The 14014-nt window shown below is 60.5% G+C and carries 11 protein-coding genes and 1 pseudogene; 9 read left to right on the forward strand and 3 right to left on the reverse strand.

Going from position 1 to position 14014, the window contains the following annotated elements; translation table 11 throughout:
• Positions 1-120 precede the first annotated feature (120 nt).
• Positions 121-1326, forward strand: a complete 1206-nt coding sequence (locus D8U60_RS08395; RefSeq protein ID WP_130899907.1) for a cysteine desulfurase — start codon at positions 121-123, stop codon at positions 1324-1326.
• Entirely contained in the window at positions 1323-1727 is a 405-nt protein-coding gene (locus D8U60_RS08400) for a SufE family protein (protein ID WP_130899908.1), read from the forward strand. The genes D8U60_RS08395 and D8U60_RS08400 overlap by 4 nt, the downstream gene beginning before the upstream one ends.
• A gap of 125 nt (positions 1728-1852) precedes the next feature.
• On the opposite strand, the gene tcdA is transcribed toward D8U60_RS08400, so the two are convergent.
• Positions 1853-2671 (reverse strand): tRNA cyclic N6-threonylcarbamoyladenosine(37) synthase TcdA, encoded by an 819-nt coding sequence (tcdA, locus tag D8U60_RS08405; protein WP_102900544.1) that lies wholly within the window; start codon positions 2669-2671, stop codon positions 1853-1855.
• A gap of 214 nt (positions 2672-2885) precedes the next feature.
• Here tcdA and D8U60_RS08410 point away from each other — a divergent pair, with 214 nt between their 5' ends.
• The 4 genes from D8U60_RS08410 (at position 2886) to D8U60_RS08425 (ending at position 8133) form a co-directional block, all read left to right on the forward strand.
• Positions 2886-5477 carry a glycosyltransferase gene (locus tag D8U60_RS08410; RefSeq protein ID WP_130899909.1) on the forward strand — a complete coding sequence of 864 codons (2592 nt, stop codon included), beginning with the start codon at positions 2886-2888 and terminating at the stop codon, positions 5475-5477.
• 242 nt (positions 5478-5719) lie between these two features.
• Positions 5720-6871 (forward strand): succinyl-diaminopimelate desuccinylase, encoded by a 1152-nt coding sequence (gene dapE, locus D8U60_RS08415; RefSeq protein WP_130899910.1) that lies wholly within the window; start codon positions 5720-5722, stop codon positions 6869-6871.
• Positions 6871-7680: a putative RNA methyltransferase gene (locus D8U60_RS08420; RefSeq protein ID WP_130899911.1), complete on the forward strand. Its 810-nt coding sequence runs from the start codon at positions 6871-6873 to the stop codon at positions 7678-7680. Before dapE ends, D8U60_RS08420 begins: the two co-directional genes overlap by 1 nt.
• Positions 7681-7755: 75 nt before the next feature.
• The gene (locus D8U60_RS08425) at positions 7756-8133 is read left to right on the forward strand and encodes a hypothetical protein (RefSeq protein WP_016771488.1); all 378 of its coding nucleotides are present in this window, start codon (positions 7756-7758) and stop codon (positions 8131-8133) included.
• 90 nt (positions 8134-8223) lie between these two features.
• Here D8U60_RS08425 and D8U60_RS08430 read toward each other — a convergent pair whose 3' ends face one another.
• Entirely contained in the window at positions 8224-8433 is a 210-nt protein-coding gene (locus D8U60_RS08430) for a cold-shock protein (protein ID WP_016771489.1), read from the reverse strand.
• Between the two features lie 238 nt (positions 8434-8671).
• Here D8U60_RS08430 and plsB point away from each other — a divergent pair, with 238 nt between their 5' ends.
• From plsB to D8U60_RS08445, 3 genes and pseudogenes are all read left to right on the forward strand, one after another.
• Complete coding sequence (gene plsB, locus D8U60_RS08435) at positions 8672-11173, forward strand: glycerol-3-phosphate 1-O-acyltransferase PlsB (RefSeq protein WP_130899912.1); 2502 nt, start codon at positions 8672-8674, stop codon at positions 11171-11173.
• A 119-nt stretch (positions 11174-11292) separates the two neighbouring features.
• A pseudogene (locus D8U60_RS08440) lies at positions 11293-11691 on the forward strand (YbaY family lipoprotein).
• 27 nt (positions 11692-11718) lie between these two features.
• Positions 11719-12408, forward strand: a complete 690-nt coding sequence (locus tag D8U60_RS08445) for a DUF4197 domain-containing protein (protein ID WP_130899913.1) — start codon at positions 11719-11721, stop codon at positions 12406-12408.
• On the opposite strand, the gene D8U60_RS08450 is transcribed toward D8U60_RS08445, so the two are convergent.
• Positions 12405-13796 (reverse strand): Fic family protein, encoded by a 1392-nt coding sequence (locus D8U60_RS08450; RefSeq protein ID WP_122698414.1) that lies wholly within the window; start codon positions 13794-13796, stop codon positions 12405-12407. The genes D8U60_RS08445 and D8U60_RS08450 overlap by 4 nt on opposite strands.
• Positions 13797-14014 lie beyond the last annotated feature (218 nt).

Here is a 14014-nt window from a genome sequence, read left to right on the forward strand (position 1 = left end):
ACCTCCTGTGGGAGCGAGCCTGCTCGCGAAGCTTTTGGCGTAATCAAGAACGCTTTCGCGAGCAAGCTCGTTCCCACAAGGTTTGGCGTACATCCCGCCCAATTTCACAGGGCTGAACCCATGATGATCCCCTCCCCCTGGCGCGCCGATTTCCCGGCTATCGCCGCTCTGCAACGGCAAGACCAGACCTATCTGGACAGCGCCGCCACCACGCAAAAACCACAAGCCCTGCTCGACGCACTGACGCATTACTACGCCAACGGCGCGGCCAATGTGCATCGTGCGCAACACCTGCCCGGCGCCCACGCGACGCAAGCGTTCGAAGACAGTCGGCGCAAGGTTGGCCAATGGCTGAATGCCGGTGACAGCGGGCAAATCATCTTCACCCACGGCGCCACCAGCGCGCTGAATCTGCTGGCTTATGGTCTGGAGCCTCTGTTTCAGCCGGGCGATGAGATTGTCATCAGCGCCCTGGAGCATCACGCCAACCTGCTGCCGTGGCAGCAACTGGCGCAACGCCGTCAGCTGAAACTGGTGATCCTGCCGCTGGATGCCGACGGCCTGATCGACCTCGGCGCTGCCGTGCATCTGATCGGCCCGCGCACGCGTTTGTTGGCGGTCAGCCAGTTGTCCAATGTGCTCGGCGCCTGTCAGCCACTGACCGCTTTGCTGGGCATGGCCAAGGCGCAGAACGCGCTCACGGTAGTCGATGGCGCGCAAGGTGTGGTGCACGGCCGGCATGATGTACAGGCGCTGGGTTGCGACTTCTATGTGTTTTCCAGCCACAAGCTCTACGGCCCCGATGGTCTGGGCGTGCTGTTCGGGCGCAACGCTGCGCTGGAGCAATTGCAGCATTGGCAGTTCGGCGGCGAGATGGTGCTCGACGCCAACTATCAGGATTCGCGCTTCCGCCCGGCGCCGTTGGGGTTCGAGGCAGGCACACCGCCGATCGCCAGCGTCATCGGCCTCGGAGCGACCCTCGACTACTTGGCCGGTTTGGATCAGGACGCCGTATCTGCCCATGAAGCGGCACTGCACGACTATCTGCTGCGCGGCCTCGCCGCCCGCAATGGCATTCGCCTGCTCGGCAAGCCGCAACTGGCGCTGGCCAGTTTTGTCGTCGAAGGCGTGCACAACGCTGATCTGGCGCATCTGCTGACCGAACAAGGCATCGCCGTGCGTGCGGGGCATCACTGCGCCATGCCGCTGATGAAAAGCTTCGAACTGGCCGGCGCAATTCGCGTGTCGCTGGCGCTGTATAACGACTCGGAAGATCTGGAGCGCTTTTTCGAGGCGCTGGATCAGGCGCTGGAGATGTTGCGATGAGCCTGCCGGTTGAAGCGGCTGAGGCGCTGCAGATCTTTCAGAACGCGGCTGGCTGGGAACAGCGGGCGCGGTTGCTGATGCAGTTTGGTGATCGTCTGCCGGCGCTGGATGACGCGCAAAAGTGCGAGGCCAACCGGGTGCATGGCTGTGAGAGTCAGGTGTGGCTGGTCGGTGAGTTGCGCGACGGACACTGGCAGTTCAAGGCAAGCAGCGATGCGCGGATGATTCGCGGGTTGGTGGCGTTGCTGCTGTTGCGGGTTAACGGCTTGTCGGCGGCTGATATAAAGCAAATCGATTTGCCGGATTGGTTTAATCAGCTCGGCCTGTCCCGCCAGCTATCGCCATCGCGCAGCAATGGCCTCAATGCCGTGCTTCAGCGGATGAATGAGTTGGCTCGCTGACTGATCGTTCCCACGCTCTGCGTGGGAACGCCTCAACGGACGCTCCGCGTTCGGCTCTGGATGGGACGCGGAGCGTCCCGGGCTGCATTACCACGCGGAGCGTGGGAACGATCAAAGCCCCAGCATCAAATCTGAGGTTTGACCCGGTCCGCCGGGCGCCGAACACCAGCGACAATCTTGTCCACAGCCTTGGTCGCCGCGACCATGCCAAACGTCGCCGTGACCATCATCACCGCGCCAAACCCGCCGGCGCAGTCGAGCTTCACGCCGTCGCCGACAAAACTCTTCTGCAGACAAATGCTGCCGTCCGGTTTCGGGTAGCGCAGCTGTTCGGTGGAAAACACACACGGCACGCTGTAGTGGCGGGTCACGGTGCGGGAAAAGCCGTAGTCCCGGCGCAACGTCGAACGGACTTTCGAGGCCAGCGGATCGTTAAAGGTACGGTTCAAGTCGCAGACCTGAATCAGCGTCGGATCGATCTGCCCGCCCGCGCCGCCGGTGGTGATGATCTGGATCTTGCGGCGTTTGCACCAGGCGATCAGCGCCGCTTTGGCATTGACCGCATCGATGCAGTCGATCACGCAGTCGATGTTCGGCGTGATGTATTCGGCCATGGTGTCGCGGGTAACGAAATCGGCCACGGCGTGCACCGTGCAATCGGGATTGATCCCGCGCAGACGCTCGGCCATCACCTCGACCTTGGGTTTGCCGACGGTGCTGTCCAGCGCATGCAACTGGCGGTTGGCATTGCTGACGCAGACGTCGTCGAGGTCGAACAGCGATATCTCGCCAACCCCGCAACGGGCCATGGCTTCCGCCGCCCAGGAACCGACGCCACCAACGCCGACGATCGCCACATGGGCGGCGCGCAAGCGTTCCAGGCCCTCGATGCCATACAAACGGGCGATGCCTGCAAACCGCGGATCTTCTGTACTCATGACCATTACCCCAAAAACCGGCGCGCATTATAGGGCTACGCAGCGACAAGTTTTAAGCTGCAAGCGACAAGTGTAAGAACTTAAGTCAGAGACGGCTGCCCAATGTCAGGCATTTTCCCGTCAGTTGTACGGCTGGTTAACCGCCGGTGTAGGATGCGCGCCCCTCGGGCGTCTATCCGACCGATCCTTCGTTCCACAGCCTTTGGAACCCGAAACAGCTATGTCATCGCGTAAATTTGGACTCAACCTGGTGGTGGTGCTGGCCATCGCTGCCTTGTTCACCGGTTTCTGGGCGCTGGTCAATCGCCCGGTCACGGCGCCGAACTGGCCGCAGCAAATCTCCGGCTTCTCGTATTCGCCATTTCAGCAGGGGCAATTCCCACAGAAGGATCAGTATCCGTCTGACGACGAAATGCGCCGTGACCTGGAAATCATGAGCAAGCTGACCGACAACATTCGTATCTATTCGGTGGACGGTTCGCTGGGAGACATCCCGAAACTGGCGGAGGAATTCGGCCTGCGTGTCACCCTCGGCATCTGGATCAGCCCGGACCAGGAACGCAACGAACGGGAAATCACCAAAGCCGTCGAGCTGGCCAACACCTCCAGAAGCGTCGTGCGCGTGGTGGTCGGCAACGAGGCGCTGTTTCGCGAAGAGATCACCCCGGAAGCCCTGATCGTTCTGCTGGATCGGGTGCGCGCTGCGGTCAAAGTACCGGTGACCACCTCCGAGCAATGGCATATCTGGGAGAAATACCCACAACTGGCCAAGCACGTGGATTTGATCGCCGCCCACGTCCTGCCCTACTGGGAATTCATTCCGGTGAACAAGGCCGGCCAGTTCGTCTTCGACCGCGCCCGCGATCTGAAGAAACTGTTTCCGAAAAAACCGCTGCTGCTCTCCGAGGTCGGCTGGCCGAGCAATGGTCGCATGCGCGGTGGCGCCGATGCCTCGCCGGCAGATCAGGCGATTTACCTGCGCACACTGGTCAACAAGCTCAATCGCCAAGGCTTCAACTACTTCGTGATCGAAGCGTTCGACCAGCCGTGGAAGGCCAGCGATGAAGGTTCGGTCGGCGCCTACTGGGGCGTGTTCAACGCCGCTCGCCAGCAGAAATTCAATTTCGAAGGCCCGGTGGTGGCGATTCCGCAATGGCGCGTGCTGGCCATCGGCTCGGTGGTGCTGGCGCTGCTGTCGCTGACCCTGCTGATGATCGACGGCTCGGCGCTGCGCCAGCGCGGTCGCACGTTCCTGACGTTTATCGCGTTCCTCTGCGGTTCGGTGCTGGTGTACATCGGTTACGACTACAGCCAGCAATACAGCACGTGGTTCAGCCTCACGGTCGGATTCCTCTTGGCGCTCGGTGCGCTCGGGGTATTCATCGTCCTGCTCACCGAAGCCCATGAACTGGCCGAAGCGGTGTGGATTCACAAGCGCCGTCGGGAATTCCTGCCGGTGCTGGGCGATTCCGATTACCGACCGAAAGTGTCGATCCACGTGCCCTGCTACAACGAGCCGCCAGAGATGGTCAAACAGACCCTCGATGCCTTGGCCGCGCTCGATTATCCGGATTTCGAAGTCCTGATCATCGACAACAACACCAAGGACCCGGCGGTGTGGGAACCGGTGCGCGATTACTGCGCAACCCTCGGCCCGCGCTTCAAGTTCTTCCACGTTTCGCCGCTGGCCGGTTTCAAGGGCGGCGCGCTGAATTACCTGATCCCGCACACCGCCAAGGATGCCGAGGTCATTGCGGTGATCGACTCCGATTACTGCGTGCACCCGAACTGGCTCAAGCACATGGTGCCGCACTTCGCCGACCCGAAAATCGCCGTGGTGCAGTCACCGCAGGATTATCGCGACCAGAACGAAAGCACCTTCAAGAAGCTCTGCTACGCCGAATACAAGGGCTTCTTCCATATCGGCATGGTCACCCGCAACGACCGTGACGCGATCATTCAGCACGGCACCATGACCATGACCCGCCGCTCGGTGCTGGAAGAATTGGGCTGGGCTGACTGGTGCATCTGTGAAGACGCCGAACTCGGTTTGCGCGTGTTCGAAAAAGGCCTGTCGGCGGCGTATTACCACGACAGCTATGGCAAGGGTCTGATGCCGGATACGTTTATCGACTTCAAGAAACAGCGTTTCCGCTGGGCCTATGGCGCGATCCAGATCATCAAGCGCCACACCCGCAGCCTGCTGCGCGGCAAGGACACCGAACTGACTCGCGGTCAGCGTTATCACTTCCTCGCCGGTTGGCTGCCGTGGGTCGCCGATGGCATGAACATCTTCTTCACCGTTGGCGCGCTGTTGTGGTCGGCGGCGATGATCATCGTGCCGCAACGGGTCGATCCGCCGCTGCTGATTTTCGCAATCCCGCCACTGGCGCTGTTCGTGTTCAAGGTCGGCAAGATCATCTTCCTCTACCGCCGCGCCGTCGGCGTAAATCTGAAAGATGCGTTCTGCGCGGCGCTGGCCGGGCTGGCGTTGTCGCACACCATCGCCAAAGCGGTGCTGTACGGTTTCTTCACCAGCAGCATTCCGTTCTTCCGCACGCCGAAAAACGCTGACAACCACGGTTTCTGGGTGGCGATCAGCGAGGCTCGCGAGGAGCTGTTCATCATGCTGTTGCTGTGGGGCGCGGCGCTGGGAATTTTCCTCGTGCAGGGCATTCCGAGCAATGACATGCGCTTCTGGGTGACCATGCTGCTGGTGCAGTCGCTGCCGTATCTGGCGGCGCTGATCATGGCGTTCCTGTCGTCGCTGCCCAAACCTGTGGCCAAGGCTGAGCCGGCACCGGTCGTCTAAATCCGCAACGCAGCACTAAACGGCGGCCAATGGTCGCCGTTTTGCTTTAAGATAACCGCCATTTTGCGGGGCTTGGCGTGATAACCGGTCTGACTGACCACCCCTATCCCTTGTGGGAGCGAGCCTGCTCGCGAAGGCGTTGTAACATTCAACCTTTAAGGTGCCTGGTAGACCGCTTTCGCGAGCAGGCTCGCTCCCACATTAGAAGCCCAAGCTCACACCCCATGATCCCGGAGTTTTCCATGACGGCCCACGCCGACCTATCGCCGACCCTTCAACTGGCCATCGACCTGATCCGCCGTCCTTCCGTGACCCCAATCGATGCCGACTGCCAGAAGCAGATGATGCAGCGCCTGGGCGATGCCGGTTTCACCCTGGAGCCGATGCGCATCGAAGATGTGGATAACTTCTGGGCCACTCATGGCAACAACGACGGCCCGGTGCTGTGCTTCGCCGGCCACACCGACGTGGTGCCGACCGGTCCGGTTACCGCATGGCAGATCGATCCGTTCAATGCCGTGATCGACGAACATGGCATGCTCTGCGGCCGTGGCGCGGCAGACATGAAAGGCAGCCTGGCATCGATGACCGTCGCCGCTGAACGTTTCGTCGCCGACTATCCGAACCATAAAGGCAAGGTCGCTTTCCTGATCACCAGCGACGAAGAAGGCCCGGCGCATCACGGCACCAAGGCAGTGGTCGAACGTCTGGTCGCGCGCAACGAGCGTCTGGACTGGTGCATCGTTGGCGAGCCGTCGAGCACCACCTTGGTCGGCGATGTGGTGAAAAACGGCCGTCGCGGCTCCCTCGGCGCCAAGCTCACGGTCAAAGGCGTGCAGGGCCACGTGGCCTACCCGCATCTGGCGAAGAACCCGATCCACCTCGCCGCTCCGGCGCTGGCCGAACTTGCCGCCGAGCACTGGGACCACGGCAACGATTTCTTCCCGCCGACCAGTTTCCAGATTTCCAACGTCAACTCCGGCACCGGCGCGACCAACGTGATCCCGGGTGATCTGGTGGCGGTGTTCAACTTCCGTTTCTCCACCGAATCGACCGTCGAAGGCCTGCAGAAACGCGTTGCCGACATCCTCGACAAGCATGGTCTGGACTGGCACATAGACTGGGCGCTGTCCGGCCTGCCATTCCTCACCGAACCGGGCGCGCTGCTTGATGCGGTGTCGTCGAGCATCAAGGACATCACCGGTCGCGAGACCAAGGCGTCGACCAGCGGCGGCACCTCCGATGGCCGCTTCATCGCGACCATGGGCACGCAAGTGGTTGAACTGGGCCCGGTCAACGCGACCATTCACCAGGTCAACGAGCGCGTGCTGGCAGCCGATCTCGACGTGCTGACCGAAATCTATTACCAGACCCTGATCAAGTTGCTCGCCTGATGCTCGCGTGCCCGATCTGCAGTGAGCCGCTCAACGCGGTCGACAACGGCGTGGTCTGCCCCGCCGGGCATCGGTTTGACCGTGCGCGTCAGGGTTATCTGAACCTGTTGCCGGTGCAGCACAAGAACAGCCGCGACCCGGGCGACAATCAAGCGATGGTCGAGGCGCGGCGTGATTTCCTCAACGCCGGGCACTACGCGCCAGTCGCCAGGCGTCTGGCTGAATTGGCGGCGAGTTATGCGCCGCAGCGCTGGGTCGACATCGGTTGTGGCGAGGGTTACTACACCGCGCAAATCGCCGAGGCTTTGCCCAATGCGGATGGCTACGCGCTGGACATTTCGCGCGAAGCGGTCAAACGCGCCTGCAAGCGCAACCCGGCGATTACCTGGTTGATCGCCAGCATGGCCCGCGTGCCATTGGCCTCAGGCAGTTGCCAATTTCTCGCCAGCGTCTTCAGTCCGTTGGATTGGGAGGAAGCCAAGCGTCTGCTCAGCGTCGGCGGCGGGCTGATGAAAGTCGGCCCGACCCGTGGCCATCTGATGGAATTGCGCGAACGCCTGTACGACGAAGTGCGCGAGTACACCGACGACAAGCACCTGGCCCTGGTGCCGGAAGGCATGGTTTTGGCGCACAGCGAAACCCTGGAATTCAAGCTGACCCTGGACAAGCCCGAGGACCGCGCCAACCTGTTGGCGATGACGCCTCACGGCTGGCGTGCCAGTGCCGAGCGTCGTGCGGCGGTGATCGAGCAGGCCGAGCCGTTCGAGACCACCGTGTCGATGCGCTACGATTATTTCGTTCTTCAATAACTTTTGGTCTCGGGCAAAGGCCCGGGGCCGGCTAAATCCGCGAATGGATTTTTCAGACCCGCAGTGAGGACATCCATGCGCCAACCGGACATCGAGATTTACCTGAAAGACGCCGACGTCGACCACAAGGCCATCGCCGCCTGGCTCGGCCAAGCGCTGGGCCCGTGCAGCGACTGGGTGCAGAAAGGCCAGACGTACAAGTGCAAGGCCGGCAACGTGCCAGTGACCTGGCTGCCGAAAGCCGTGGGCAAGTGGAACAGCCTGTTCCTGGAAAGCGACCAGACCCCCTGGGACGACGACATCGCCTGCGCCCGCGCAGCCTTTGCCGCACTGAACGTCGAGGTGCGCTGCGCACCGGGAACGTGGGTCGAAGAAGAAGGTGAAGAAACCGCCGATCGCTGGATTCGCATCAGCGAAGACGGAGAAGAAGAGATCACCTGGAAAACGGCTTAAAAGCAGCTGCAAGTTACGAGCTGCAAGCTGCAAGCCTCAAGCGGAACTGCTTATAGCTTGTGGCTTGCAGCTTGAAACTTGAAGCTGCTGTTACAGACCTACAACATCCTCAGCCTGCAACCCCTTCTCGCCGGTGATCACCGCATACTCAACCTGTTGACCTTCGGTCAGCGAGCGGTGCCCTTCGCCGCGTATCGCGCGGTAGTGCACGAACACGTCCACGCCGTCGTCGCGCTGGATAAAGCCATAGCCTTTGGCGTCGTTGAACCACTTCACGTTGCCGGTTTCGCGTGTTGCCATCTGTTCATACTCCTTTTTTATTATTGAACGGGCTTTTCGCAGGAAAGCCTTCGAGGAACGTCAGCCTGCGTCCGACGTCCATGACAGGGCACCGGCAACAGAGCGCCGAGTATATGACAGGTGAAGAAACTCTCAACAGGAGATTACTTCGGCGCTTTTTTGCCGATTTTCAGCGAATCCGTCACACTATCGACCGCCCGAGCGCCTGCTCGGTTTTATTCACTCACGCAGAAGCCGTATGACCCGTTCCCCGTTCCGCCGTCTTGTGTTTGGCACCCTGCGCCGCCTGTTGTATCTCTGGGTTCGCTCCGAGACCATCAATCAGTCGTCGTTCACTCTTAACCTCGACCGCAGTCGTCCGGTGTTCTACGTCCTGCAAAACCCTTCGCTGACCGATCTGGCGGTGGTTGACACAGAGTGCACCAAGGCCGGTTTGCCACGCCCGGTGCTGGCGGTGTCGGTGGGTTCACTCATCGAACCAGCGGCGTTTTTCTATTTGACGCCGGACCCGGACTGGCTCGGTCGCCAGGACAAACGCGGCGCGCCGCCGACTCTCACCCGTCTGGTCAGCGCGCTGACTCAGAATGCTGCCGAAGACGCGCAGATCATTCCGGTCAGCGTGTTCTGGGGCCAGTCCCCGGACAGCGAAAACAGTCCGTGGAAACTGTTGTTCGCCGACAGCTGGGCAGTCACCGGACGCCTGCGCCGGCTGCTGAGCATCATCGTCCTCGGGCGTAAAACCCGCGTGCAATTTTCCGCGCCGATCCACCTGCGCGAACTGATCGATCACAATAAGGGCCACGAGCGCACCGTGCGCATGGCCCAGCGCATCCTGCGCGTGCACTTCCGCAATCTCAAAGCTGCGGTGATCGGCCCGGACATTTCCCACCGGCGCAATCTGGTCAAAGGCCTGCTCAATCAGCCGTTGGTCAAACAGGCGATCCTCGACGAAGCCGAGCGCGAAAAAATCTCCCCGGAAAAAGCCAAGGCCCAGGCCCTGCGCTACGGCAACGAGATCGCCTCGGACTACACCTACACCGCGATCCGTTTTCTCGAAGTGGTGCTGAGCTGGTTCTGGAACAAGATCTACGACGGCATCAAGGTCAACCACATCGAGGGCGTGCAGAACGTCGCGCAGGGTCATGAAGTGATCTACGTGCCGTGCCACCGCAGCCACATCGATTACTTGCTGCTCTCGTATCTGCTGTTCCGCAACGGCCTGACCCCGCCGCACATTGCCGCCGGGATCAACCTGAACATGCCGGTGATCGGCAGCCTGCTGCGTCGCGGCGGTGCGTTCTTCATGCGCCGTTCGTTCAAGGGCAATCCGTTGTACACCTCGGTGTTCAACGAATACCTGCACACGCTGTTCACAAAAGGTTTTCCGGTGGAGTATTTCGTCGAGGGCGGTCGCTCGCGCACCGGGCGCATGCTGCAACCGAAAACCGGCATGCTCGCGATCACCCTGCGCAGTTTCCTGCGTTCGTCGCGGATGCCGATCGTCTTCGTGCCGGTGTACATCGGATACGAGCGCGTGCTCGAAGGCCGCACCTACCTCGGCGAACTGCGTGGGGCGAGCAAGAAAAAAGAATCGATCTTCGATATTTTCAAAGTGATCGGCGCGCTCAAGCAGCGCTTCGGTCAGGTCGCGGTCAACTTCGGCGAGCCAATCAAACTGGCGGAATTTCTCGACGCCGAGCAACCGGACTGGCGCCAGCAGGAGCTCGGCCCGCAGTTCAAACCGGCGTGGCTCAACGAAACCACCAACCGCCTCGGCGAGAAAGTCGCCCGGCATCTGAACGAAGCGGCGGCGATCAATCCAGTGAATCTGGTGGCGTTGGCTCTGCTGTCGACCACGCGTCTGGCCCTGGATGATCGCGCCATGGCGCGGGTGCTGGACCTGTATCTGGCGCTGCTGCGCAAGGTCCCGTATTCGCCACACACCACCTTGCCGGAAGGCGATGGCCGTGCGCTGATCGAGCATGTGAAAGACATGGATCTGCTCGCCGAGCAGAACGATGCGCTGGGCAAGATTCTGTATCTGGACGAGCAGAACGCGGTCCTGATGACTTACTACCGCAACAACGTCCTGCACATTTTCGCTCTACCGTCGTTGCTGGCGAGTTTCTTCCAGAGCACCTCGCGCATGAGCCGCGAGCAGATCCTGCGCTACACCCGCGCGCTGTATCCGTACCTGCAATCAGAGCTGTTCATCCGCTGGAGCCTGGACGAACTCGACGCGGTGATCGATCAGTGGCTGGAAGCGTTCGTCGAGCAGGGCCTGCTGCGTTTCGAGAAGGACGTTTACCTGCGCCCGGCACCGAGTTCGCGGCATTTCGTGCTGCTGACGCTGCTGTCGAAAAGCATCGCGCAGACCTTGCAGCGCTTCTACATGACCGTGTCCCTGCTGCTCAACAGCGGCCAGAACAGCATCAGCGCCGAAGAGCTGGAAGATCTGTGCACAGTGATGGCCCAGCGTCTGTCGATCCTCCATGGCCTGAACGCCCCAGAGTTCTTCGACAAGAGTCTGTTCCGCCACTTCATCCAGACCCTGCTCGACCTCGACGTCCTGCGCCGCGACGAAGCCGGCAAGCTCAGCTATCACGAACTGCTCGGCGAGCTGGCCGAAGGCGCGGCCAAGCGCGTGCTGCCGGCGGAGATTCGCCTGTCGATCCGCCAAGTCGCGCTGCATCGCAGTGAAGATGCGGCGGATCAGATCACGCCACAGCCTGAGGCTTGAAGCCTTACCCCTGTGGGAGCGAGCCTGCTCGCGAAGACGGAGTGTCAGTCGCCATTTAGTTTGACTGAACCAGCGCTTTCGCGAGCAGGCTCGCTCCCACATTGAAAGGAGATTCACCCATGAAAAAACTGCTGACCCTCGCCGCCGCCACCCTGCTCAGCGCCTGCCAATCAACCACCCCCGCCGGCGAGGCCAGCCTCGACGGCTAAGTCTTCTACCTGCAACGCATCGCCCTGCCCCCGAGCGCGACCCTGAGCGTGAGCCTGCAAGATGTGTCGCTGGCCGATGCACCGGCCATCGTCCTCGCCGAACAGAACAGCCCGATCAAAGGCCAGGTGCCGCTGCCATTCCATTTGAGCTACGATCCGGCGCAGGTCAAATCCGGCCACCGTTACTCGGTCAGCGCGCGCATTGAAGTCAACGGCGAGCTGATGTTCATCACCACCGAAAACCACGCCGTGCAACTCGACGGCAACGACCCGCAGCCGCTGAAAATCCGCGTCGACGCCGTTCGTTAATCCATTTTTCGCCACAAGGAAGCCGCCATGCGCCGCCCTACCCTTCGCTTCGCCGCCGCCTGCGCCGGCCTGCTGATCTCCGCCAACGCCCTGGCCCTGTCGCTCAATGACCTGTCGCAACAAGACGCCACCGGCGGCCTCAAGGACGCCCTGACCCAAGGCGCCCAGATCGCCGTCAAACAACTCGGCACCCCCGGCGGCTTCAGCAACAACCCCAAAGTGAAAATCGAACTGCCGGGCAAACTCGGCAAAGCCGCGAGCAAGATGAAAGCCTTCGGCATGGGCGCCCAGGTCGAAGAACTGGAAACCGCGATGAACAAAGCCGCCGAATCCGCCGTGACCCAGGCCCAGCCAATCCTCGTCGATGCAGTGAAGAAAATGAGCGTGGCCGACGCCAAAGGCATCCTCAGCGGCGGCAAGGATTCGGCGACCCAATACCTGAACAAATCCAGCCGCGAACAGATCCGCGCGAAATTCCTGCCCATCGTCAAACAAGCCACCGACAAGGTCGGCGTCGCGCAGAAGTACAACGCCTTTGCAGGTCAAGCTGCGGCTTTCGGTGTCGTCGACGCCAAGAGCGCCAACGTTGAAAGCTACGTCACCGAACAGGCACTCAATGGTTTGTTCGAGATGATCGGCAAGCAGGAAGAAACAATTCGTCAGAACCCGGCCGCTGCGGCGACTAGTCTGGCGAAGAAGGTGTTTGGTACGCTTTAAGTCGTTACAACATGGGGGCGATTCAATTCGCTCCCATGCTTGCCTCCACGTAAAGAACTACGTAAAAAAAACACCCACTCCCGCCCCATCTTCCTTCTCTCAAAAAGCTGCAATTGGTCCAGCTCTTCCAGAATCGACGCCGCCTCGCTACCCGAGCAGGAAAAATTTTCCGCGACATTGCTCGCCGTAAACTCCTTCGCCTCCCCGCTTTTAGCTACCTGATAAACTGCGCGCTGCCGTTCCGTCAGTTGAGCAATTACGCCAGAGCTCGTCAGCCAGTGCTCAAAGTCCTGAGTGTCTGCCAGACTCTTGCGGTACACAGTTATAAAACCGACCACGGCTCGCAAAATCACCGCGCATTGAAACTCGATGAAATAAGTCAGATCCAGCTCATCTGCCTCGGTGTGCAGGTAGGAGCGTCCGTATTTCACCGGTGCATTGCGCAGCAGCAGACTGATCGCAATGTAGCGAAACGCCGCGAACTCATGTTTGAACATGAACCAGTAAAACAAGGCTCTCGCGACCCGCCCGTTACCGTCGCGAAATGGATGTTCATAACCCATGGCGAAATGCAGCGTCACGGCCTTGATCAGTGGATGCAGATAATTTTTGTCCAGAATCGAGGCAGCGGGCCGGTTGATCCAGGCGGACAGCCTCGCCAACCGCGCAACCAATCCTGCAGCAGGAGGTGGTCGGTGCACGGTGTTGCCTGAACCATCCTGAACAACCACCTCATCATTGGTCCGGAACAATCCTGGGGAATACTGCTCGTCATCGATCCCCTCCACACCCACTCGATGGATCTCTGCAATCAGCTCAATGCTCAGAGGTTCATAACGCTTTTCCCAAGCGAAATTCATCATTCGATAATTACCCATGACCATGCGCTCATCTGGCGTCCGCGGCTGGCGCTGATGCTTGAGCATGTCCTTGGCTACGCGCGTGGTAGTCGCCGCGCCCTCCAACTGGCTACTGGCGATGGCTTCGTCTTCGATCAGGTCATTGAGCAGACAGGAGAAATGCGCCCGCTCGCCGATCTGACTGGTCATGTAATCCAGCGCGGCCGTACTGGCGTAACGATCCACAACAGCCAAGGTTTTCTGCGCCAACGGCGTTGGCACGTACTTGCCCCACTGCACCGGCTCGCCCAACGGCAACAAATGAATGTACTGGGCCGCCCGCGCCTTCTTCACCAACGCCCAACAAAGATTCGCGTCCAACCCTGCCGCCCAGCGATAGCGCAACGCCTCGAATGGCAGATAGCGCCCCTGATCATCGAGCGGCTTGAGCAGCGCCAGATAATCCGCAAGTCGTTGCTTGTGGGGCGAGCGGGCCAACAGGTCGAAAACAGGATCCGTTCTGCCGGCTAATGTCGGTGGTTTCTTCATCAGACAGACTCAAGGACTCGGAAAAGCAGAACCCGGAGTACAGCATTGGACGGCTAGCGCCTCAAGATCGGAGGACTCTGAAAAAGCTGTAGGAAAGCAGCGTGAATTGGCGATTCGAAATGAATTGGCTGTCAGACCGCCTTCGCGAGCAAGCTCGCTCCCACAAAAGCAAAAGCAAAGCAGCGCAGCTGCCCGCGGCGAAGCCGCCCCACTCAACA

Source organism: Pseudomonas sp. Sample_11 (assembly GCF_004307505.1).
GTDB classification, from domain to species: Bacteria; Pseudomonadota; Gammaproteobacteria; order Pseudomonadales; family Pseudomonadaceae; genus Aquipseudomonas; species Aquipseudomonas atacamensis.

Bases quoted from the DNA above. Each gene is read 5' to 3' on its own strand.
- D8U60_RS08410 (WP_130899909.1), top strand. From the start codon at position 2,886: ATGTCATCGCGTAAATTTGGACTCAACCTGGTGGTGGTGCTGGCCATC.
- plsB (WP_130899912.1), top strand. From the start codon at position 8,672: ATGACCCGTTCCCCGTTCCGCCGTCTTGTGTTTGGCACCCTGCGCCGC.
- D8U60_RS08430 (WP_016771489.1), bottom strand. From the start codon at position 8,433: ATGGCAACACGCGAAACCGGCAACGTGAAGTGGTTCAACGACGCCAAA.
- D8U60_RS08395 (WP_130899907.1), top strand. From the start codon at position 121: ATGATGATCCCCTCCCCCTGGCGCGCCGATTTCCCGGCTATCGCCGCT.
- D8U60_RS08400 (WP_130899908.1), top strand. From the start codon at position 1,323: ATGAGCCTGCCGGTTGAAGCGGCTGAGGCGCTGCAGATCTTTCAGAAC.
- D8U60_RS08420 (WP_130899911.1), top strand. From the start codon at position 6,871: ATGCTCGCGTGCCCGATCTGCAGTGAGCCGCTCAACGCGGTCGACAAC.
- D8U60_RS08445 (WP_130899913.1), top strand. From the start codon at position 11,719: ATGCGCCGCCCTACCCTTCGCTTCGCCGCCGCCTGCGCCGGCCTGCTG.
- D8U60_RS08425 (WP_016771488.1), top strand. From the start codon at position 7,756: ATGCGCCAACCGGACATCGAGATTTACCTGAAAGACGCCGACGTCGAC.
- tcdA (WP_102900544.1), bottom strand. From the start codon at position 2,671: ATGGTCATGAGTACAGAAGATCCGCGGTTTGCAGGCATCGCCCGTTTG.
- dapE (WP_130899910.1), top strand. From the start codon at position 5,720: ATGACGGCCCACGCCGACCTATCGCCGACCCTTCAACTGGCCATCGAC.
- D8U60_RS08450 (WP_122698414.1), bottom strand. From the start codon at position 13,796: ATGAAGAAACCACCGACATTAGCCGGCAGAACGGATCCTGTTTTCGAC.